The organism is Bradyrhizobium embrapense, from assembly GCF_001189235.2.
Lineage (GTDB): Bacteria > Pseudomonadota > Alphaproteobacteria > Rhizobiales > Xanthobacteraceae > Bradyrhizobium > Bradyrhizobium embrapense.
The window spans coordinates 13241-35325 of the sequence record NZ_LFIP02000015.1 but is presented as its reverse complement, the minus strand read 5'-3'; the positions used below and the strand labels follow the sequence as shown (position 1 = coordinate 35325).

The window sequence follows — 22085 nt, the reverse complement described above, 5'->3', positions numbered from 1 at the left end:
ATAGCTACTCCGCCGCGGCGTGCTGCCCGGGACCGCCGACGAAGCCTGCGGGATCGCCGAACCGCTCGATCATCACGGCGGTGAGGTCCTTGGTCTTGCTGGTGACGCAGGCGCCGGATCGCACGGTGTAGCGATCCTGGTGCGCGGCGTGCGGCGGCGCCTCGCCCTTTTGCAGCGCTCGGGCCGCCTCCATCACCAGCTTGCGGAAATGCATGATGCCGAGATCGGTCGGGCCGAGATGCTCGCGGGTGCGGTCGGCGATCGGGCCTTGGCTGTCCTGCACCGCGGCGTCCTGCTCGGAGACGCCCTTGATCCCGGTGTAGCTCCTGGTTCGCTGCAGCTTGCGGTCGATCAGATAGTCGTTGGCCTTGTTGCGCAGCGGCACGTAGTTCTCGTCGACCACAGCCATCACGCCGTTGCCGTTGACGTACCCCTCCCGCTCGGCGTCGGTCAGCGGGCGGTCGGGATTCCACGCATAGGTGTAGATCCAGCAATTGGTGTCGGTCACCGGCACGAAGGTCTGGCCGAACATGTTCTCGCCCGGCATCGAGCTCGGCGCGTAGCTGTGGAACGGCATCAGGAACTGGGCGATGCGCCAGTAGATGTCGTCGCTGCCGGTGAGCCGTCCGCCGGCGACCGTGAGGCCGGCGTCATGCGGATTGATCTTGATCACCGGGCGCGGATCCTCGGCGATCCAGCGCATGTGGTCGGTCGCGACCCGCGTCAGCGGATTGACGAAATGCTTCTTGATGTCGAGGATCTCGTTCTCCTCCTTCTCGAAGGAGAGATGCGCGAAGGTGAAATGCGCGGTGTCGATCGAACCTTCCACCGCCTGAACCCAATTGCAGTCCTGCCATTTCTTGGTGACGAAGCGGTGCGAGGCCGGCAGCAGCGCCATCTCCAGCGCCGGCAATTCGGGCATCTGATCGGCCGGACCCATATAGGCCCAGATCATGTCACCCCATTCGCGCACCGGGTAGGACTTGATGCGGATCAGGTCCTTGGCGTTGAGATCCGGGTAGGACGTCGGCATGTCGACGCAGCGGCCGTCGGTATCGAACTTCCAGCCGTGATAGACGCAGCGGATGCCGCATTCCTCGTTGCGGCCGAGCCAGAGATTGGCGCCGCGATGCGGGCAATATTGGTCGATGATGCCGACCACGCCTCGCGAGTCGCGGAAGGCGAGCAGCTCCTCGCCCATGACAACGATCTTCTTCGGGTCGCTGTCGGGCTCCGGCAGCTCTTCCGACAGCAACACCGGGATCCAGAACCGGCGCAGCAATTCGCCCATCCCCGTCCCTGCACCGGACTCGGTGAGGAATCTGTTGTCTTCGGCGCGAAGCATGGACGCTCTCCCGATTTTATTTTCGTTTTAGTTCGTAGGATATCTCACACCGGCCGCTCGCCCTTCACGGTGACGCGGGTGCCGGAGCGGGTGTGCGGCCAATAGTCCCACATCGCACGGTGCTGGGCGCAGCGATTGTCCCAGAATGCGATCGCGTTCTCGGTCCAGCGGAAGCGGCACTGGAACAGCGGGTTCTCAGCGTGCTGGTAGAGATAGGCCAGCATGGCATCGCTCTCGTCGCGCGGGATGCCGACGATGAAGCGGGTGAAGCCGCGGTTGACGTAGAGCGCCTTCTTTCCGGTCACGGGATGGGTGCGCACCACCGGATGCTCGGCGCGCGGATAGCTCTGCTTGTCGGCGACGCCGTAATTGGCGTACAGGCCGCGATAAGTCTGCTCACCGTCATGCAGCGCGGTCAGCCCGTCGAGATAGGCCTTCATGCGGTCCGACAGCGCCTCATAGGCGGCGTACATGTTGGCGAACAGCGTGTCGCCGCCGCGCGGCGGGCACTGCTTGATATAGAGGATCGAGCCCATCGGCGGCTCGAGATCGCAGGACACGTCGGTGTGCCAGCCCTCGCCATTGGCGCGCGGCGAATCCTTGTCGGCATAGATCTTCATCAGCGCCGGATCGCCCTCGTTGGGCGCAGCGGGGTGCACGTGCAGCTCGCCGAACTTGCGCCCGAAGGCGAGATGCTGGTCGGGGCTGATGTGCTGGTCGCGGAAGAAGATGACGAGGTTTTCGGCGAGCGCGCGATGGATCTCGTCCATCTGGCGGTTTGAGCGCGCATCGTCGCCAACCAGCTTGCCGATATCGACGCCGGAGATTTCCGCACCGATGATCGGCGTCAGCTTCTCGACGCCGATGGTCTCATAGGGCTCGGATTGGTCGGCGAGGTGGCGGTAGCGCGGACCCTGCTTGCCGGACAACGAGCTCATGGGCGTTCTCCCGATGGTTGTTGTTTTGACCATCGTAGCCCGGATGAAGCGAAGTGCAATCCGGGACCAGCCCATGCATGGCAGCACCGCCCCGGATTTCGCTGACGCTCCATCCGGGCAACAGGACCGCGCTCTACTCCGCGGCGCCGGCCGGCTCCGGCAGCTTGGCGCCGTTGCCGTAGCGCTGGTCGATATAGTCGATCACCAGCGCCTTGAAGTCGGCGGCGATGCCGGGACCGCGCAGGGTGCGGAACTTCTTGCCGTCGACGAACACGGGCGCGGCCGGCGCCTCGCCGGTGCCGGGCAGCGAGATGCCGATATTGGCGTGCTTGGATTCGCCGGGGCCGTTGACGATGCAGCCCATGACCGCGACGTTGAGCTGCTCGACGCCCGGATATTTGGTCTTCCAGGCCGGCATCTCGTCGCGGATGAAATCCTGGATCGAGCGCGCCAGCTCCTGGAACGTGGTCGAGGTGGTGCGGCCGCAGCCCGGGCAGGCCGCGACCAGCGGCACGAAGGTGCGGAAGCCCATGGTCTGCAGCAGTTCCTGCGCGACCTGCACTTCCAGCGTGCGATCGCCGCCGGGCTCCGGCGTCAGCGAGATGCGGATGGTGTCGCCGATGCCCTGCTGCAGGAGAATGCCGAGCGCGGCCGAGGAGGCGACAATGCCCTTCGAGCCCATGCCGGCCTCGGTCAGGCCGAGATGGATCGCATAGTCCGAGCGGCGTACGACTTCCTGATAGACCGCGATCAGATCCTGCACGGCCGAGACCTTGGCCGACAGGATGATCTTGTTCTTCGGCATGCCGAGCTCTTGGGCGCGGGCCGCCGACAGCAGCGCCGACTGCACCATCGCCTCGCGGGTTACCGCACGGGCATCGCGCGGATTGGCCGATGCCGTGTTCTCGTCCATCAGCTTGGTGAGCAGCTCCTGGTCGAGCGAGCCCCAATTGGCGCCGATGCGGACCGGCTTGTTGTTCTTGTTGGCGATCTCGATGATGTCGGCGAACTGGGTGTCGCGCTTGTTCTTGAAGCCGACATTGCCCGGATTGATGCGGTACTTGTCTAGCGCCTCGGCGCAGGCCGGATACTCGGCGAGCAGCTTGTGACCGATATAGTGGAAGTCACCGATCAGCGGCGTGGTGATGCCGCGCTTGCGCAGGCCGTCACGGATGTGCGGCACGGCGGCAGCGGCTTCCTCGCGGTCGACGGTGATGCGCACCATCTCGGAGCCGGCGCGGGAGAGCGCGGCGACCTGGGCAATGGTGCCGTCGATATCGGCGGTGTCGGTGTTGGTCATCGACTGCACGACGATCGGCGCACCGCCGCCGACGGCAACGTTGCCGACCATGACCTGCGTGGTTTGGTGCCGGGCTTGAGGACCTGCGACGTCGTCTTGCGGCAAAATCTCGGGCTTGTTCATGGCGTCTCGAATATCAGGTTTTGGTGACATTCACCAAGGGGGCGATGGGCCTCGCGCACGGCGGGCCAAACGGTGATGTTTCGGAGTGAATTCAACAGCTTATGACGCCGATCGAGGCCAAAGGCAAGCCATGCAGCGGCGTCCTGCATGGTCAGCTATATTGGGCCGAATTGGGGTGAATCAAAGGGCAAAGTGACAGCTTTTCATGTGATCTGGCGCATCTTAGCATCCCGTTAAACACAGACCGGGAGGGCGTCACATGGCCGGCCATAGCGAGCTGATCACCACGGCGGAACTTGCCGAGATCCTGACCCGCCCCGAGTTGCGCCTGTTCGACTGCACGACCTATCTGGAGCCGGCCCCTGCGGGGAGCAACATACCCTATATTGTCGTCTCGGGCCGCCAGACCTTCGAGGCCGGCCACATTCCGGGCGCCAATTTCCTCGATCTGCAGGCCGAGTTCTCCGACGCCCACACTGATCTGCGCTTCATGATGCCGCCGACGGCCCAGCTCGAGGCCGCGTTCGGCCGCCACGGCATCTCGGCGAGCAGCCGCGTGGTGCTCTACTCGATCGGGACGGCGATGTGGGCGACGCGATTCTGGTGGATGCTGCATTCGCTGGGCTTTGCGGGCGCTGCGGTGCTCGACGGCGGCATCGACAAATGGACCGCCGAGGGACGCGACATCGAGACCGGGCTTGCCGGCGGCTATCCGCCGGCCACGTTCCCGGCGCGGCCGCAAGACGGCATGTTCGTCGGCAAGCACGACGTGCTCGCCGCCACCACGGAGCGCGACACCGTGATCGTCAATGCGCTCGGCCCCCAATTCTACAAGGGACTGGAGCCGAGCCGCTACGGCCGGCCCGGCCGCATCCCCGGCAGCGTCAGCGTGCCGGCGGCAAGTTTGATCGATCCCAAGGACAAGACGTTCGTGCCGCTGGCCGAGGCCGAAGCAACCTTCGCCGCGCAAGGCATCACCAGGGACAAGCGCGTCGTGGCCTATTGTGGCGGCGGCATTTCCGCGACCATCGACCTGTTCCAGCTGCATCGGCTCGGCTACGACAATCTCACGCTCTATGACGGCTCGATGGGCGAATGGGCGAAGGATGAGACGTTGCCGATCGAGAGGGGTTAGGAAGGCTGCGGCGCCGAGGTCTCACGCCGGCACGTTGGGATCCGGCGTCACCTTCGGGTCGGGCTTGTTGACCAGATAAAGCCCTGCGATCACCAGCAGCGCGGCGACGCCGAACACCGGCGTCAGCGTGTCGTGCATGATGAAATAGGCCGCGACCACGCCGAACAGCGGCGTGACGAAGGTGAAGGCCGACAGCTTGCTCGCCGAATAGGTCTTCACCATCGCAAACCAGATGACAAACGTGCAGCCGACCACCCAGACCGCCTGATAGGCGAGCAGCGAGATCGACAGCGCGCCCGGCACGTGCGCGATGCGCTCGCCCGCGATCCAGGCGGCGAGGCCGAGGATCGGGATCGAGATCGCGACCTGGTAGCCGAGCGCCTTTTCCGGCGCGGCCTTGCGCAGCTGCGTGCCCTTGGCAACCAGCGTTGTTGCCGCCCACAGCGCGCCGCCGCCGACCACCATGAGATCGCCGAGCAGTACCTTGGCGTCGACATTCGGCTGCGGCACGCCGATCGCGAGCGCAACGCCGGCAAAGCTCAGCGCCAGGCCGCTCCACTGCACGGTCGACAGACGCTCGCCGAGAAACTGGTGCGAGCCGAGCGCGACGAAGAACGGCGCAGTGTAGAGGAACACCGAGGCGCGCGACGCCGAAGTGAAGGTGAGCCCGGTGAAGATCAGCACGAACTCGCAGCCGAACATCAGCCCGGCGATCACGCCCGGCAGCAGCGTGCCGTCGCGCTCGAAGAACCTGACGCCGCGCAGCCAGCCGACGATCAGCATGACCGGCAGCGCGCCCGAGGAGCGGATCAACGCCTGCAGCATCGGCGGCACGTCGGGCAGCGCGAGCTTGACCGCGAGCTGGTTGAAGCCCCAGCTCACGCACAGCATCAGCATCAATGCGATGGCGCCCGGCGGCAACCCATGGCCGACGCTGACGGGCCTCGTGACACTGGCGGAGATCGCTTGGGTCGACATTGTTTCCTCGCGGGCCGGCTTGTCGGCCTGTTGTTGTTAGTGTTCGCGTGTCGCTTGGATCGTCATTGCGAGCGGAGCGAAGCAATCCATTTCACCACCCGCCGAAGCATGGATTGCTTCGTCGCTGCGCTCCTCGCAATGACCGGGGTGAAAATCATTTCTGGCAATGCGCGCAGGTGCCGGCGATCTCGACCACGGAGAGCTTTGGGATGAAGCCGGAGGCCCGGGCCGCGGCGGTCAGGCTTTGCGCGACCGGCGCGGCGGGGATTTCGCCGACCGAGCCGCAATGATCGCAGATCAGGAACGCCACCATCGAGGTCTCGTCATGATCATGCGCGCAGGCAAGGAAGGCGTTGCGGCTCTCGATGCGGTGAACGAGGCCATTCTCCATCAGGAAGTCGAGCGCGCGATAGACGGTAATCGGGGCCGGCCGCGGCATCGTCTTGGCCAGCTCGTCGATCACCTCATAGGCGCCGAGCGGCCGATGGCTCGACAGCAGCGCCTGCAGTACCTGACGGCGGATCGGGGTGAATTTCTGGCCGCGGCGCGCACAGACCTGCTCGGCATGCGCCATCGCGTCTGCGGCGCAGCGGCCGTGATCGTGGTCGGGTGCAGGGAATGTCGGCTTGGCCAGGCTCATTGCCCTGATATGTAGCATTCTTGCGTCGGTTCCCATAGCCCGGGCCAGCCGTGCCCGGTCGCTCGCTGCCTTCCAGCCATGTCCGCAGAGCGGGGCAGCCTCCCGTTAACCCGGCATGCGGGAATCATAAGCAAGCTTATTATATGCCAAGCTTATGGAGGCAGCACCGATGCGCGGTTCCGTGGACACGGAGTTCATGTTTACGCTGGGCGAATTGTTCCGGCTGATCCGTGTCTATGCCGACAAGGAGGCCGCGCGCTACGGCATCACCCGGGCGCAATGGGCGGTGCTGTCGAAGGTGGAGCGCCAGGAGGGGCTGAAGCAGACCGAGCTCGCCGAGCTGCTCGAGATGCAGCCGATCACGCTGACGCGGCTGATCGACAAGCTCTGCGACAACGGCTGGATCGAGCGCCGCAGCGACGACAACGACCGCCGCGTCAACCGCCTCTATCTCAAGAAGGCCGCGCGCCCGCTGCTCGGCAAGCTGGCCGGCCTGCGCTCCGAACTCACCGCGACCGCGCTCGAGGGCATCAGCCCCACTGATGCGCATCGCCTGCTCACCCAACTGGAATCGATCAAGGAAAACGTTCGCAATGCCATCCAAAGCCCAGCCGGCGAGCCCTCCCGAAAGGAACAACGCTATGGCTGAACCCGTCCTCAAGCTGGCGCCAGAGCAGAAGAGCAATCCGGGCGAGCCCGTGCCGGCAGGCAAGGCCAGCCGCGCGCCGCGCCGCCGCCTGATGGCGGGCCTGCGGCGCTATCGCCGGGTGCTGCTGCTCGTCGTGCTGCCGATCGTGGCGGTCATCGTCGGCGGCGTGTTCTATCTCAATGGCGGCCGCTATGTCGGCACCGACGATGCCTATGTCGGCGCGCAGAAGGTGCTGATCACGCCGGAAATCTCCGGCAAGATCGACAAGATCGTTGTGAAGGAAGGCCAGCACGTCAAGAAGGGCGACGAGCTGTTCGAAATCGACCCTGTTCCGTTCCGCCTCGCGGTGGACCAGGCCAAGGCGGCACTCGACCAGACCAGGACCACCTATGACACCCTGGTCGACAACATCAAGATCAACACCAGGATGCTGGACTTCGCCCAGCAGAGCATCGAGTTGAAGAAGCGCGACGTCGAGCGCAAATCGACGCTCGCCAAGCAGAACTTCGGCTCGCAGCTCGACCTCGACAATGCGGCCAACGCGCAAGTGACCGCCGAGAGCCTGGCGCAATACATCAAGCAGCAGATATCGAAGGACAAGACCCAGCTGCTCGGCGATATCGATCTGCCGATCGAGCGGTTCCCGCCCTACGCCCAGGCCAAGGCCAAGCTCGACGACGCCCAGCGCAATCTCGATCACACCGTGCTGCGCGCGCCGATGGACGGCGTGGCAACCCAGGTCGACCAGATTCAGCTCGGCCGTTTCGTCACCGCGGGCGCGCCGGTGTTCTCGGTGATCGATGTCGACCATCCCTGGGTCGACGCCAATCCGAAGGAAAGCGACTTCACCTATGTCGCGGTCGGCCAGCCGGTCGAGCTCGACGTCGACGCGTTCCCCAACCACCAGTTCAAGGGCAAGGTCGGCTCGCTGTCGCCGGGCACCGGCGCACAGTTCGCGATCCTGCCGCCGCAGAACGCCACCGGCAATTTCGTCAAGGTGGTGCAGCGCGTGCCGGTGCGGATCTACTTCGACGAGAACGATCCGTTCGTGAAGAAGCTGAAGGCCGGCATGAGCGTCTACGCGACGATCGACACCAACCACCGCCGCACGCTGGCCGGCCTGCTCGGGCTGCGCTCAGCCTCCGCGCACCCGGACCACCAGGAGTAAGATGAAGCAAGATCGAAGCCCCGCGCGTCACCTCTCCCGCTGTGGGAGGGGTCGGGTTGCATCGCCAGATGCAATCCGGGTGAGGGGTTTGGCTCTCTCGTGGGACCTGCGCCCCCTCACCCGCGCCTTCGGCGCGACCTCTCCCCGCTGGGGAGAGGTGATTCCCTGCTGCATCGACGAATCGGACTAACGCCAATGAATGCACCGTCACCATCCGCCGTGCCCGGCATGCGCCGGAACATGGTGACGATCTGCGCGATGACCGCGACGATCATGCAGGCGCTCGACACCACGATCGCCAACGTCGCGCTGCCCTACATGCAGGGCTCGCTGTCGGCCTCGCAGGACCAGATCAACTGGGTGCTGACCTCCTACATCGTCGCGGCCGCGATCATGACCGCGCCGGTGGGCTGGATCGCCAACCGCTTCGGCCGCAAGCGCATCTTCATCATCTGCTCGGCCGGCTTCACCATTGCCTCGGTGTTCTGCGGCCTCGCGCAGGACATCAACCAGATGGTGCTGTTCCGCCTGTTGCAGGGCGTGTTCGGCGCGGCGCTGGTGCCGCTGTCGCAGGCGGTGATGCTCGATTCCTACGCGCTGCACGAGCGCGCCAAGGCGATGTCGATCTGGGGCATGGGCGTGATGATGGGCCCGATCATGGGTCCCTCGCTCGGCGCCTGGCTGACCGAGACCTATTCCTGGCACTGGGTGTTCTTCGTCAACCTGCCGTTCGGCGCCATCACCGTGCTCGGCCTTGCGGTGTTCATGGACGAGACCAAGCAGGACCTCCGCCTCCGCTTCGACTGGTTCGGCTTCGGCGCGCTCGCGGTCGCGATCGGCGCGCTACAGCTCGCGCTCGACCGCGGCGAGCAGCTCGGCTGGCTGGAATCCAACGAGATCATGATCGAATTCATCGTCGCGGCGGTCGGCGCCTACTTCTTCTTCGCCCATTCGTTGACCACCGACAAGCCGTTCATCCAGTTCGCGATCTTCAAGGACCGCAATTTCCTCGGCGGCGTCGTGTTCATGACCGTGATGGGTCTCGTGCTGTATTCGACCATGGCACTGTCCTCGCCCTATCTGCAGAACGTGGTCGGCTATCCGATCATCACTGCCGGCCTGTTGCTGGCGACCCGCGGCGCCGGCACCTTCGTCGCGATGATGCTGGTCGGCCGCATGATGCGCTATTTCGAAGCGCGCACGCTGATCGTCTCCGGGCTGGCACTGACCGCGGCGTCGCTGTTCCAGATGACCGGCTGGACCGACATGACTCAGGCGCGCGAGATCATCGTCGTCAGCGTGATCCAGGGTTTCGGCTTCGGCCTCGTCTTCGTGCCGCTGTCGACGGTGGCGTTCCTGACGTTGCCGGGCCAGCTGCGTACCGACGGCACCTCGATGCTGACCCTGTTCCGCAACGTCGCGAGCTCGGTCGGCATCTCGATCGTGATCGCACAGCTCACCGAGGGCGGACGGCGGATCTACGCAAAGCTGTCGGAGCAGATCAATCCGTTCAACCACGCGCTGCAGATGCCCGATGTATCGGGCATGATCAACCTCAACACCGACGCCGGCCGCGCGATGGCCGACAAGATGGTGGCTGCGCAGTCGCAGATCATCGCGTTCTCGCACGACTATCAGCTGGTGATGCTGTTCATCCTGGTGTCGATCCCGCTCGCGCTGATGATCGGTTCGACCAAGGCCACGCTGCGCGCACAGTCGGCGCCGCCGGATCATGCCGCGGTGATGGAGTAGGCTCCTCGTCATTCCGGGGCTCGCGAAGCGAGAGCCCGGAATCCATTCATCAGCAAGGTTCGCGGCCCGATGGATTCCGGGCTCGTGCTTCGCACGCCCCGGAATGACGAGGGGAGAAAGCCACGCTCACCCCCTCCCAAAGCGCAACACGCCGCACCCGCAAGCCGCGTTGACTTTCCGACATCGCCTCCCAATACTCCCCGAAAAATAAAATCCGTCGCAAATGACGGCTTCAGGGGAGGACGCGATGCCGACTTCACGCAGGACGCTGCTGAAGACCTCAGCGGCTGCCGCCGCTGCTTTCAGCTTCGATTGGACCCGCGCGCAGGCGCAAGCCGAAACGGTCCGGATCGGCGTGATCTACGACCTGACCGGTCCGTTTGCCGCCGGCGGCTCGGTCGCTTCCTCGATCGGAACGCAGATCGCGATCGATCTCGTCAACGAAAAGGGCGGGGTCGGCGGCAAGTACAAGATAGCGCCGGTCAACGTCGATTCCCAGAGCAAGCCGGATGTCGCGATCAACGAGGCCAATCGCCTGATCGATCAGGAGAAGGTCGACATCCTCAACGGCGTGTTCGCGAGCTCGCACGCGGTGCCGCTCGCCGCCAAGGTCGAGCAGCAGAAGCGGATCCTCTGGATCACGACCGCGGTCTCGACCGCCGTGTTCAAGGACAAGAACCTGCAATACGTGTTCCGCGCCCAGATCCATTCCGACCAATACGGCCAAGCCTTCGGCGGCTTCCTCGGCGAGCACGCCAAGGCGAGACTCGGCATGGAGCCGAAGGACGTCAAGGTCGCGCTGATCCATGAGGACGGTCCCTATGGCGTCGGCGTTGCCGCCGCCGACGAGATGTTCGCCAAGGAAGCCGGGCTGCAGGTCGTGCTCAAGGAAGGCTATTCGGCCTCCGCGCCCGACCTCTCGGTGCTGGTGACCAAATTGAAGCGCGCCAAGGCCGACATCATCTCGCATGCCGGCTACAACCCCGACATTACCCTGTTCCTGCGCCAGGCGCGCGAGAGCGGGCTGAAGTTCAAGATGCTGTTCGGCGCCGGCGCCGGCTACAGCCAGCTCGACAAGCTGCGCACGACGTTCGGCGCCGACATCGACAATTTCTGCAACATCGACCCGGTCCCCGCCCAGTTGCTCGATCCCGCCAAGCTGGCGCCAGGTGTCGGCGACCTCACCAAGGTGATGGTGGCGCGCTATCGCGAGAAGACCAGCGCCACCGAAGTGCCGCCGCACTGCTCGATGGGGTTCAACCAGACCTGGGTGCTGCTCAACAATGTGCTGCCGGTCGCCAAGGAGAAATATGGCGGCTTCGATCCCGAGGCGATCCGCAAGGCCGCGCTCGACGTCGACATCCCTCCGGGCGGCACCATCCAGGGCTACGGCGTGAAATTCTATCCGCCGGGCACGCCGATGTCAGGCCAGAACGAGCGCTCGACACCGGTCGTGATGCAGAACGCCGGCGAGCGCATCACCGTGGTGTGGCCGACCAACATCAGGACGCAGGACCCGGTATTCCCGCTGCCGAAGGGATCAGTGTACGGGGCGTAGGGACGATCGTTTGCTATGCGGCTCGCCGGAGAATTATCCCCGTCATCCTGAGGAGCCCGCACTTGCGGGCGTCTCGAAGGATCGACGGCCACCGGCCGGGGCCGTGCATCCTTCGAGACGCGCTACGCGCTCCTCAGGATGACGGGTCTGGCGTGAGTATACGCGCGTAATCTCGTCGTTCCCGCCACCCTACAACACCACCCGCCGACCCTCATCCGCCGCCCAATAGCCGGCGTAGTTCACCTTCGTCGTCTCATAGGCCAGCGCAAGGTCGGCGAGCGGTGCGCGGCCAGTTGCGACGCACTCCATGAAGTCCTGGACCTCCTGCAGGTAGCCGCGGGTCCATTCCTCCTCGAGGCAGACATATTGCCAGCCGGTTTTGCGATCGACCTTCTCGGTGATGTAGACCGAAGCGAGCTTCTCCTCTGAGGTCTGGTAACTCATCAGATGCGTGTTCGGCGTGATGTTGGCGAACAGCGAGCCACCTGAGGTGTAGGTCTCGATCAGATTACGCACCCCGCCCATGATCATGTCGCCGGAAAACACCGTGGCTTTGGTGCCGTCGGAGAAGGTCGCGGTCAGCGTGCCCCAATCCTCGACATCGACCGGATTGGCCTTGATGTAGGCGCGCTCCTCCGGCTTGAGCGAGGCGGTGACGTTGCCGACATCGCAGGTGACGCTCGCGACCTTGATAGTTTCCCCGCGGGCCTTCGCCTCGACCTGCTTGAGGTAGAGCACGGCCGACAGCGGATGGCAGCCCATTCGGATCAGCGAGCCGCCGCCGGTCATCGCCCACTCCGCGGCGTGCGCGGCATGCGAGCCGGAATGGCTCTCCTCGCCCTTCATGAACAGGATCTTGTTGCCGGTCGCGCGGATGATCTCCGCAGTCTTGGTCACCGCGGGTGCGTAGATCCAGTCCTCGGCATACATGAAGAGCCTTCCGGTCCTCTCGATCGCGGCGCGGGTCGCCTCCATCTCCTCCATCACGCGCTGGTACATCACGGCCTTCGGCACGTGCCTGCCGATCGGCGTCTTGTCGCCGGGCTGCCCGAAATAGCCGCTGAACGGCTTCTCGCAGATCACGTGCTTGCCGGCCTGCATGGCCTCGACGATCATCGCGGCGTGCAGGTTGGGCGGCGTGCAGATGTCGATGACGTCAAGATCGCGGTCGGCGACCAGCTCGGCGAAGCTGCGATAGGCGTTCGGGATGCCGTGCTTGCGCGCGAACTCGACCACATGATCGCCGCGCGCCGCCACTGCCCGCACCTCGACATCGACGCCATAGACCCGCCGATAGGCATGCATGTGCAGCTCCGACACGAAGCCGCAGCCGGCCAGCCCGATCCTGATTTTTTTCATTCAACGCTCCCGCCGTTCAGGCAGGCGGAGAGTAGCGTGCAGCCATCACGGCGTCGAACGCATTTGCCATCGCCGCATGCGGCGGGGCCAATCCGGTGAACAGCTTGAATGCGTCGGCCGAGGCGTTGATTGCGAGGTCACGTCCGGTCAGGACGCTTGCGCCCTTGGCCCTGGCCGCCGTCAGCAATGGAGTCCAAAGCGGCGTGTAGACCGCGTCGGCGACCCACATCGACTGACGCAGCAGCGCATCCGGCACCGGTGTGTCGCGGCTCGGCAGCATGCCGACCGGCGTTGCGTTGACGAGGCCCGTGCCGCCATCCACCGCGGCCGCTACGCTTGTGGCGTGAACCGCATGGTGATCTTGCAGCTGGGCCGCAAGCTGGGCGGCCTTTCCGGCCTCGGCGTCGAAGATGCGCAACTCGGTGACGCCCAGCCCGGCGAGCGCGAACGCGATTGCCTTGCCGACACCGCCGGCGCCGATCAGCGCGATCGGGCCGTGCGGCGCTGACGCAAGCAACGGCTCGATCGCGCGCGCAAAGCCGGTCGCATCGGTGTTGTACCCGACCAGCCGCGGGCCACGGACGACGATGGTGTTGACCGCGCCGATCGCACGCGCATCCGGCGCGAGGTCATCGATGAGATCGACGACCGCTTCCTTGTAGGGAAAGGTGACGTTGACGCCGGCAAAGCCGAGCCGCCGGATTCCCTCTAACATCGCACGCAGATCGTCGCGCCCGGCGCCATCAGCTTCGATGAGCTGGTAGTGACAATGAACGCCGAGCGCGGCGGCCGCCTGCTCGTGCATCGCAGGCGCCGCCGAATGCGCGATCGGATACCCGATCAGACCGGTCAGGAAACGATCGCGCATTGTCCCTCACGTCAGTGTGCTCAGCTCATGCGGTCGAGCCGAGCATAGCTGTCTTCCATGCCGTGCTCCATGCCGGTCGCGAGTATTGCCGCGCGCGTTTCGGCATCCGGCAAGGTCATGCGCATCGTCATCACGGTGCCGCTGCCGTCGGGCGCGAAGCGGGTCTCGACATGATTGTCCGGTGTCGGATCCGGCAGATGCATGCGCTCGACATGCACGATGCGGCTGAACGGTTCGAGTTCGAGATATTCGCCGGTCAGATGAAAGCCGCCGCCCTTGCCGTCGGTCCACTCGTAGCGGATCTTGCCGCCGGGCCTGAGCTCGCTGATGCAGACCGGCATGGTCCAGCCTTCCGGACCGAGCAGCCACTTCTGCAGCAGCTCCGGCTCGGTATGCGCGCGATACACCGCCTCGGGCGGCGCGACGAAGCGCCTGGTGACGACGATATGGCGGTCGCCTTCGGTCTTCAGCGTCAACTTGCTCATGGGATACCCTTCAGGTCTCTGGCTTCATGGCGGCCAGCACTCCGTCCAGCCGGTCGTAATTGGCTTCGAGCGCCCGCCGCAGCATGCCGAGCCACTGATCGATCTCGGCGACCGCCGACGGCGCCAGCCGGCACGGCCGCTTGGTGCCTTCAACGCGGCGAACGATCAGGCCGGCACCCTCGAGCACCTTGAGATGGCGGGAGATCGCGGGCTGGGTCAGCTCGAACGGCTCAACCAGCTCCATCACCGTCGCCTCCCCCAGAGCGAGGCGCGCCAGGATCGCCCGGCGGGTCGGATCGGCCAGCGCGGAGAAGGCGGCGTCAAGGTTGGGCATATTCCATCTCGCATCAGTTATATAAATAATATCTTATATACTCGATCGCGCATGGTCAAGCAAAATCCGCTGCGGCGATGGCACGCAGGAGCGGATTTTGGTCATCCCAGTGTTGGATTGGCGCGCCGAGGCGCGGTCAGGGGTTAGACGTCGAAAAACACGGTCTCGTTGTCGCCCTGCAGGTGGACGTCGAACGTGTACGTGCTGCCCGCACCGGCCTTGCGCCTAGCAATCAGCGTCGCGCGGCGATCGGCCGGCACCAGTGCCAGCACGGAATCGGCGGCGTTGCCGGCTTCGTCGTCGAAATAGATCCTTGTGTAGAGATGCAGCAGCATGCCGCGCGCGAACACCGCGAGCACGATGTGCGGCGCCTGCGGCTTGCCGTCGGCATCCGACACCACACCGGGCTTGATGGTGTCGAAGGCATAAGCACCACGCTTGTCGGTGCCGACGCGGCCAAAACCCTTGAACGAGGAGTTCGGCAGCGCGCGCGCATCCTGCGGATCGGAGAAGCGGCCCTGGCTGTCGGCCTGCCAGATCTCCAGCATGCAATCCGGGATCACGGCGCCGTCGCCGTCATACACGGTACCCTCGATGCGGATGCGCTCGCCCGAAGTATCAGGCGTCAGCAGATTGTTGGTGAAGGCATCGTTCCATTCATACTCGCCGTTCGGCGTCAGGCCGTATTTGAAATAGGGGCCGACGGTCTGCGAGGGCGTGATTCCATCAGGACGCTGGTTCGACACTTACTTGGTCTCCATCGGCGTGGCGTTGCGCCCGCGCAGCACGATATCGAAGCGGTAGCACAGCGCCCATTCCGGCTTGGTGTTCTCGAGATCGAATGAGGAAATCATCCGCGCCCGCGCCTTCTCATCCGTCACCGAATTGAAGATCGGATCGAACGGAAACAGCGGATCGCCGGGGAAATACATCTGCGTCACCAGACGCGAGATGAAGGAATAGCCGAACACCGAGAAGTGGATATGCGCGGGCCGCCAGGCGTTGTGGTGATTGCCCCAGGGATAGGCGCCGGGCTTGATGGTGATGAACTTGTAGTAGCCGCTCGCATCGGATTGCGTGCGGCCCGCGCCCGTAAAATTCGGATCGAGCGGCGCCGGGTGCTGGTCGACGACGTGGATGTAGCGGCCACAGGCATTGGCCTGCCACAGCTCGATCAGCGTGTTGGGCACGCCGCGGCCGTCCTCGTCGCGCACATGACCATGTACGATGATGCGTTCGCCGAGCGGCTCGCCCTTGGCCTGGATGGTGAGATCGTTGTCGTGCGGGCGCACCGTCTCATGGCCATAGACCGGACCTGTCAGTTCCGAGAGCGTGTGCCGCATCGGGATCAGCGGCTTCTGCGGTGAACGCTTCACGGTGGAGCGATAATCCGGCGACAGCCGCGCCGGATGGGCCGCAAGCGATTGCAGCGGGTACAACAAGGTCATGGCGAATTCCTCCGCGGCCCACGCGCCCGGCGGGCTCGCATCAGATCATTATAGCGCATAACCAAATTGGGGAAGGGCTGTTTTCATCCCTTCCAAGCCATTGCATTAGTTCAGCTTTTCGATCGCTACCGCGACGCCCTGGCCGACCCCGACGCACATAGTTGCCAAGGCAAGCTTCCCGCCCCGCTTCTCCATGCCGTGCACGGCGGTCAAAACCAGCCGCGCGCCGCTCATGCCGAGCGGATGGCCGAGCGCGATCGCACCGCCATGCGGATTGACGAAATCGGCGTCTTCCTTGACGCCGAGCTGACGCAGGCAGGCGATGCCCTGCGAGGCGAAGGCTTCATTGAGCTCGATCAGATCGAAGTCCGACACCTTGAGGCCGAGACGCTCGACCAGTTTTCTGGTCGCCGGCACCGGGCCGATGCCCATGATGCGCGGCGGCACCGCAGCCGAGGCGAGGCCGAGGATTTTTGCGCGCGGCGTCAGGCCGTGCTTCTTCACCGCGGCCTCCGAGGCGAGGATCATCGCGGCGGCGCCGTCATTGACACCCGACGCGTTACCCGCGGTCACCGTGCCCGGATTGCGCACGATCGGCTTCAACTTGGCGAGACCTTCCAGCGTGGTTTCGGGGCGCGGATGCTCGTCCTTGTCGACGGTAATCGGGCCGGCCTTGCCGCCCGGCACCTGGATCGGCACGATCTCCTCGGCGAAATAGCCCGACGCGATCGCAGCACCGGCGCGCTGCTGCGAGCGGATCGCCATCGCATCCTGATCGGCGCGCGAGACCTGGAATTCCTCGGCGACGTTCTCGCCGGTCTCCGGCATCGCATCGACGCCATACTGCGCCTTCATCAAGGGATTGATGAAACGCCAGCCGATCGTGGTGTCGTAGATCTCGGCCGAGCGCGAGAAGGCCTCCGAAGCCTTGCCCATCACGAACGGCGCGCGCGTCATCGATTCGACGCCGCCCGCGATCGCGAAATCGATCTCGCCGGCGCGGATGGCACGGCCGGCGGCGCCGACCGCGTCGAGGCCGGAGGCGCAGAGCCGGTTCAGGGTCTGGCCGGGAACCGATTCCGGCATGCCGGCGAGCAGCAGCGCCATGCGCGCGACATTGCGATTGTCCTCGCCGGCCTGGTTGGCGCAGCCGAAATAGACCTCGTCGACCTCGTTCCAGTTGATGGTCGGGTGCTTGGCCATCAGCGCCTTGATCGGAGCCGCCGCGAGATCGTCGGCGCGCACCTTGGCGAGCGAACCGCCGAAACGGCCGATCGGAGTCCGGACGGCATCGCAAATGAACACATCACGCATTGAATCTCTCCCTGAATGCCGCGACTTAGGCGCTGGATCGGCTGGAACTCGGGGTGAGTTTTAGGAGCGTGCCCGCGGCAGGTCAATTGACGCGGCAGCGCGCCCCGCACGCATTACCGTGAGGGCTGTCATAACTGCACCGTGGACAGGGTGGAAAACCCCGGCTTCGCGGATAGGACCGCGCGGCGAAATTTTGTAGTTTCCCGGCCTTCATGACCATCCAGCAGCCCATTCCCGTTCCGCCCGAAGCCGCTCCCGCCGAGACGCCGTCGCGCGTCACGCCGATGATGGAACAGTATCTGGAGATCAAGGCGGCCCACCCCGGCCTGTTGCTGTTCTACCGGATGGGTGATTTCTACGAGCTGTTCTTCGAGGATGCCGAGATTGCCTCGAAGACGCTCGGCATCGTGCTGACCAAGCGCGGCAAGCATCAGGGCATGGACATCCCGATGTGCGGCGTGCCGGTCGAGCGCTCCGAGGATTACCTGCACCGCCTGATCGGCGCCGGGCACCGTGTCGCGGTGTGCGAGCAGACCGAAAATCCCGCGGAGGCAAAGGCCCGCGGCAACAAGAGCGTGGTGCGCCGCGGTGTGGTGCGGCTGGTGACGCCGGGCACGCTGACCGAAGACACGCTGCTCGACGCCCGCACCAACAATTATTTGATCGCGATCGCGCGCGCCCGTGGTTCGGCCGGCGCAGATCGTCTCGGCCTCGCCTGGATCGACATCTCGACCTCCGAATTCATGGTGACGGAGTGCGCGACATCAGAGCTCGCGGCGACGCTGGCGCGCATCAATCCGAACGAGGCGATCGTCACCGACGCGCTCTACAGCGACAATGAGCTGGCGCCGACCCTGCGCGAGCTGCCGTCGGTGACGCCGCTGACCCGCGACGTGTTCGACAGCGCCACATCAGAGCGGCGGCTGTGCGACTATTTCGCGGTCGCGACCATGGACGGCCTGTCGGCGATGTCGCGGCTGGAGGCGACCGCCGCGGCCGCGGCCGTCACCTATATCGACCGCACCCAGGTCGGCAAACGCCCGCCGCTGTCGCCGCCGGCGCGCGAGGCCGCCGGCACCACGATGGCGATCGACCCGGCGACCCGCGCCAATCTCGAACTGACGCGGACGCTGGCCGGCGAGCGCCGCGGCTCGCTGCTCGATGCGATCGACTGCACCGTGACCGCGGCCGGCTCGCGCCTCCTCGCGCAACGCCTTGCCGCGCCGCTGACCGATGTCGCCGTGATCACGCGGCGGCTCGATGCCGTCTCGGCGTTCGTTGCGGACTCAGCGGCCCGCGAGGACATCAGAACCGTGCTGCGCGCAGCGCCCGACATGTCGCGCGCGCTGGCGCGGCTCTCGGTCGGCCGTGGCGGCCCGCGCGATCTCGCCAGCCTGCGCGACGGCATCCTGGCCGCCGACCAGGCGCTGGAGCTGTTGGCGCAGCTGACCAATCCACCGGCGGAAGTCTCCGCGGTGATGGCGGCCTTGCAGCGCCCCTCGCGCGATCTGGCTCGGGAATTCACCCGCGCACTGTCAGAGCAATTGCCGCTGATCAAGCGCGACGGCGGCTTCGTCCGCGAGGGCTATGAGGCCGCGCTCGACGAGAGCAGGAATCTGCGCGACGCCTCGCGCCTCGTCGTCGCCGCGATGCAGGCCCGCTACGCCGAGGACACCGGCATTAAGACGCTGAAGATCCGGCACAACAACGTGCTGGGCTATTTCGTCGAGGTCACCGCGCAGCACGGCGACAAGCTGTTCGCGCCGCCGCTCAATGCAACCTTCATCCACCGCCAGACGCTGGCGGGACAAGTCCGCTTCACCACGTCGGAGCTCGGCGAGACCGAGGCCAAGATCGCCAATGCCGGCGAGCGTGCGCTCAATCTCGAGCTCGAGATCTTCGAGCGGCTCAGCGCGCTGGCGCTCGCGGCCAGCGACGATCTGCGCAATGCCGCGCATGCCTTTGCGATGCTCGACGTCGCGACCGCGCTGGCGAAGCTTGCGATCGACGACAATTACGTGCGGCCTGATGTCGACGGCTCGCTCGGCTTTGCGATCGAGGGCGGACGGCATCCTGTGGTCGAACAGGCGCTGAAGCGCGACGGCCAGCCGTTCATCGCCAATGCCTGCGATCTCTCCCCCGCACCCGGACAAAAATCCGGCCAGCTCTGGCTGATCACCGGCCCGAACATGGCCGGTAAATCGACCTTCCTGCGCCAGAACGCGCTGATCGCGCTGCTGGCGCAGATCGGCTCCTACGTGCCGGCGTCGCGGGCACGGCTCGGCATCGTCGACCGGCTGTTCTCGCGCGTCGGCGCCGCGGACGACCTGGCGCGCGGCCGCTCGACCTTCATGGTCGAGATGGTCGAAACCGCCGTGATCCTCAACCAGGCGAGCGAGCGATCGCTGGTCATCCTCGACGAGATCGGCCGCGGCACCGCAACCTTCGACGGCCTGTCGATCGCCTGGGCCGCGATCGAGCATCTGCATGAGAGCAACCGCTGCCGCACGCTGTTTGCCACCCACTATCACGAGCTGACCGCGCTCTCGGCCAGACTGCCGCGAATGTTCAACGCCACGGTGCGGGTCAAGGAATGGCAGGGCGACGTCGTGTTCCTGCACGAGGTACTGCCGGGCTCGGCCGACCGCTCCTACGGCATCCAGGTCGCCAAGCTCGCCGGCCTGCCGCCCGCCGTGATCACACGCGCCAAGTCGGTGTTGGCCAAACTCGAGGCCCAGGACCGCGGCCAGACCGCGCGCGCCCTGGCCGATGACCTGCCACTGTTCGCCGTGCCCTCCCGCGCCGCCAGTGAGGACAAGCCGCCGAGCGAGGCGGATTTGCTGGTGGAAGCCGTGAAGGCGCTGCATCCCGACGAGATGTCGCCGCGCGAGGCGCTCGATGCGCTCTATGCGCTACGGGCAAAGCTGCCGAAGTAGTGATTGCGTAGCCCGGATGCAGCGAAGCGAAATCCGGGAACGCTCTCTCCGTTGCACAACCGCCCCGGATTGCGTTGCGCTCCATCCGGGCTACCGCATTACCCTTCTCCTTCCCCCTGTAAGGGGGAAGGTCGGGATTGGGGGTCCAGCCGCAGACGACACTGTTTGCGGAGAGGGCAGATCCCCACCCGCTTTGCTCTACGAGCAAAGCGACCTCCCTTTTTCAAGGGGAGGTCAAGATGCCTTCACGGCTTTCCTCCGCCCGAGCTGCCACAGCGCCAGATTCCAGACGATGCAGGTGGCGAGCGCACAGCTGAGCCCGATGGCTGAGCCAAATTGCGCGACCGCGACATGCAGCACGGCGATGCCGAGACCGAAGCCGAGCAGGCCCCAGGCGCTGTTGGCGAGCACCGCCGCGGTGGCGGGGCCGCCGATCCGCGGATGCAGGATCAGCATCATCGAGGAGAACACGATCGGAAACAGCGCGATCACGCCGGTGACGCGCGGCCCGACCCAGCTCGACGCCGTGACCACGGTGCCGACCAGACTTGCGACCAGCGCCGCACGCAGCGGAATGTCGTACCAGCGCCGCGCGATCAGCGGCATTTTCGCAACATGCCGATAGGGCCTGAGCAGCGGGATGCAGATCGCGAACGCAACGGCGTTGAGGATCAAGCCGCCGGCAAGCGTCCATGCGAACTGGCGGATGATGGTGCCGAGCACGAGCCACAACGCGATCGCGCTTCCGGCGCTGATCCACATGCTGAAGCGCTGCGCCAGCACCGCGTAGGTGAGACCCATGAAGATCGTCGCCGCATTGACCGGCAGGCTCGACAGCGCGCCTTCGGCGATGAAGGCGGCGTCATGGTCGAGCGCGAGGAAAGTGTAGGACGGACCGGCCGAGATCGGCAGGGTGGCGATCAGCGCGCCGATCACCGGTCCCGAGCGCTCCGTGATGATGGACGCGCTGACCACGAAGGCGGCCGCAACCGCCATGCGCAGCACAAGGAGCAGGACGAAGTGGAGTTCGGGGGACATTTTTCCGTCGTCCCGGGCAAGCGAAGCGCGACCCGGGACCCATAACCACGACGCTAGCGGGGAACGAAAGCCGTCGAACAGCAGAAATTCAACGATGGGATACGGCGTATAGGTCCCGGCTCCGTGCGTAATCGCGCACTAGGTCGGGACGACACCGATTAGACCCGTTTAGACCCGCTGCATCGTCACCGACACCTTCGGGCCATTCTTGATGGTCTGGTAGACCACGCAATAGCGCTCGGTGAGCTTCAGCAAGAGATCGAGCTTGTCTTGCGGCGCATCGGTGCCGACGTCGAAGCGGAGGCGGATCTCGCGGAAGCCGACCGGGGCCTCCTTGTCGACGCCGAGCGTGCCGCGGAAATCGAGATCGCCCTCGGCGAACACATTGCCGACCTTCAACGGCACCTCGACGGCGGTCGCGACCGATTTCAGCGTGACGCCGGCGCAAGCGACCAGCGCCTCCAGGAGCATGTCGCCGGAGCAGAGCTCGAGCCCGGAGCCGCCGGTGGCGGGATGCAGGCCGGCAACCGCGAGCGCGCGGCCGGTTTCGACCTTGCAGGACAGGCTGTCGTTGTCGATCGTGCCCTTGGCTTTCAGCGTGATCACGGCGGCCTGGGGATCGGTCTTGTAGCGCTCCTTGATCGGAGCCTGCATCGCGCGGAGTTCGGCGGAGTCCATGGTTCTGCTCCCGGCTATTCTTCTTTATTCCGATGTAAG

General features: G+C 65.3%; 20 protein-coding genes. 6 read left to right on the top strand and 14 right to left on the bottom strand.

Annotated features, from left to right (window positions below; genetic code table 11):
• Nucleotides 1-4: 4 nt before the first annotated feature.
• From AKN83_RS35555 to ispG, 3 genes are all read right to left on the bottom strand, one after another.
• Nucleotides 5-1345: a Rieske 2Fe-2S domain-containing protein gene (locus AKN83_RS35555; protein ID WP_050404765.1), complete on the bottom strand. Its 1341-nt coding sequence runs from the start codon at nucleotides 1343-1345 to the stop codon at nucleotides 5-7.
• 44 nt (nucleotides 1346-1389) lie between these two features.
• The gene (locus AKN83_RS35550) at nucleotides 1390-2283 is read right to left on the bottom strand and encodes a TauD/TfdA dioxygenase family protein (RefSeq protein WP_050404764.1); all 894 of its coding nucleotides are present in this window, start codon (nucleotides 2281-2283) and stop codon (nucleotides 1390-1392) included.
• A gap of 133 nt (nucleotides 2284-2416) precedes the next feature.
• A complete protein-coding gene (ispG, locus tag AKN83_RS35545) occupies nucleotides 2417-3706 on the bottom strand; it encodes a flavodoxin-dependent (E)-4-hydroxy-3-methylbut-2-enyl-diphosphate synthase (protein WP_050404763.1) in 1290 nt (429 codons plus the stop codon).
• Nucleotides 3707-3965: 259 nt separating this feature from the next.
• On the opposite strand from ispG, the gene AKN83_RS35540 reads away from it, so the two are divergent.
• A complete protein-coding gene (locus AKN83_RS35540; protein ID WP_050404762.1) occupies nucleotides 3966-4841 on the top strand; it encodes a sulfurtransferase in 876 nt (291 codons plus the stop codon).
• Nucleotides 4842-4862: 21 nt separating this feature from the next.
• Here AKN83_RS35540 and AKN83_RS35535 read toward each other — a convergent pair whose 3' ends face one another.
• Both AKN83_RS35535 and AKN83_RS35530 read right to left on the bottom strand, forming a co-directional pair.
• Entirely contained in the window at nucleotides 4863-5819 is a 957-nt protein-coding gene (locus tag AKN83_RS35535) for a DMT family transporter (RefSeq protein ID WP_050404761.1), read from the bottom strand.
• A 154-nt stretch (nucleotides 5820-5973) separates the two neighbouring features.
• A complete protein-coding gene (locus AKN83_RS35530) occupies nucleotides 5974-6459 on the bottom strand; it encodes a Fur family transcriptional regulator (protein ID WP_028338147.1) in 486 nt (161 codons plus the stop codon).
• 169 nt (nucleotides 6460-6628) lie between these two features.
• On the opposite strand from AKN83_RS35530, the gene AKN83_RS35525 reads away from it, so the two are divergent.
• The 4 genes from AKN83_RS35525 to AKN83_RS35510 all read left to right on the top strand — a co-directional run bounded on the left by AKN83_RS35525 (nucleotide 6629) and on the right by AKN83_RS35510 (nucleotide 11586).
• A complete protein-coding gene (locus AKN83_RS35525) occupies nucleotides 6629-7108 on the top strand; it encodes a MarR family winged helix-turn-helix transcriptional regulator (protein ID WP_050404815.1) in 480 nt (159 codons plus the stop codon).
• Nucleotides 7101-8276 carry an HlyD family secretion protein gene (locus AKN83_RS35520; RefSeq protein ID WP_050404760.1) on the top strand — a complete coding sequence of 392 codons (1176 nt, stop codon included), beginning with the start codon at nucleotides 7101-7103 and terminating at the stop codon, nucleotides 8274-8276. Before AKN83_RS35525 ends, AKN83_RS35520 begins: the two co-directional genes overlap by 8 nt.
• Before the next feature lie 195 nt (nucleotides 8277-8471).
• The gene (locus AKN83_RS35515) at nucleotides 8472-10028 is read left to right on the top strand and encodes an MDR family MFS transporter (RefSeq protein WP_050404759.1); all 1557 of its coding nucleotides are present in this window, start codon (nucleotides 8472-8474) and stop codon (nucleotides 10026-10028) included.
• Nucleotides 10029-10275: 247 nt separating this feature from the next.
• On the top strand, nucleotides 10276-11586 hold the full coding sequence (locus AKN83_RS35510) for an ABC transporter substrate-binding protein (RefSeq protein WP_050404758.1): 1311 nt from the start codon (nucleotides 10276-10278) through the stop codon (nucleotides 11584-11586).
• Between the two features lie 189 nt (nucleotides 11587-11775).
• On the opposite strand, the gene AKN83_RS35505 is transcribed toward AKN83_RS35510, so the two are convergent.
• From AKN83_RS35505 to pcaF, 7 genes are all read right to left on the bottom strand, one after another.
• Complete coding sequence (locus AKN83_RS35505) at nucleotides 11776-12945, bottom strand: Gfo/Idh/MocA family protein (RefSeq protein ID WP_050404757.1); 1170 nt, start codon at nucleotides 12943-12945, stop codon at nucleotides 11776-11778.
• Between the two features lie 16 nt (nucleotides 12946-12961).
• Nucleotides 12962-13813 (bottom strand): shikimate dehydrogenase, encoded by an 852-nt coding sequence (locus AKN83_RS35500; RefSeq protein ID WP_050404756.1) that lies wholly within the window; start codon nucleotides 13811-13813, stop codon nucleotides 12962-12964.
• 20 nt (nucleotides 13814-13833) lie between these two features.
• The gene (locus tag AKN83_RS35495) at nucleotides 13834-14298 is read right to left on the bottom strand and encodes an SRPBCC domain-containing protein (protein ID WP_050404755.1); all 465 of its coding nucleotides are present in this window, start codon (nucleotides 14296-14298) and stop codon (nucleotides 13834-13836) included.
• A 10-nt stretch (nucleotides 14299-14308) separates the two neighbouring features.
• Nucleotides 14309-14632, bottom strand: a complete 324-nt coding sequence (locus AKN83_RS35490) for an ArsR/SmtB family transcription factor (protein ID WP_050404754.1) — start codon at nucleotides 14630-14632, stop codon at nucleotides 14309-14311.
• A gap of 143 nt (nucleotides 14633-14775) precedes the next feature.
• Nucleotides 14776-15378 (bottom strand): protocatechuate 3,4-dioxygenase subunit alpha, encoded by a 603-nt coding sequence (pcaG, locus tag AKN83_RS35485; RefSeq protein WP_050404753.1) that lies wholly within the window; start codon nucleotides 15376-15378, stop codon nucleotides 14776-14778.
• A complete protein-coding gene (pcaH, locus tag AKN83_RS35480) occupies nucleotides 15379-16080 on the bottom strand; it encodes a protocatechuate 3,4-dioxygenase subunit beta (RefSeq protein WP_050404752.1) in 702 nt (233 codons plus the stop codon). It abuts the gene before it with no gap.
• A gap of 105 nt (nucleotides 16081-16185) precedes the next feature.
• Nucleotides 16186-17394 (bottom strand): 3-oxoadipyl-CoA thiolase, encoded by a 1209-nt coding sequence (gene pcaF / locus AKN83_RS35475; RefSeq protein ID WP_050404751.1) that lies wholly within the window; start codon nucleotides 17392-17394, stop codon nucleotides 16186-16188.
• 212 nt (nucleotides 17395-17606) lie between these two features.
• Between pcaF and mutS the strand changes: the two genes are divergently transcribed.
• Entirely contained in the window at nucleotides 17607-20330 is a 2724-nt protein-coding gene (gene mutS / locus AKN83_RS35470) for a DNA mismatch repair protein MutS (RefSeq protein ID WP_050404750.1), read from the top strand.
• 234 nt (nucleotides 20331-20564) lie between these two features.
• On the opposite strand, the gene AKN83_RS35465 is transcribed toward mutS, so the two are convergent.
• The gene (locus AKN83_RS35465; protein WP_050404749.1) at nucleotides 20565-21368 is read right to left on the bottom strand and encodes a hypothetical protein; all 804 of its coding nucleotides are present in this window, start codon (nucleotides 21366-21368) and stop codon (nucleotides 20565-20567) included.
• A gap of 168 nt (nucleotides 21369-21536) precedes the next feature.
• Nucleotides 21537-22046: an OsmC family protein gene (locus AKN83_RS35460; protein ID WP_050404748.1), complete on the bottom strand. Its 510-nt coding sequence runs from the start codon at nucleotides 22044-22046 to the stop codon at nucleotides 21537-21539.
• Nucleotides 22047-22085: the final 39 nt, after the last annotated feature.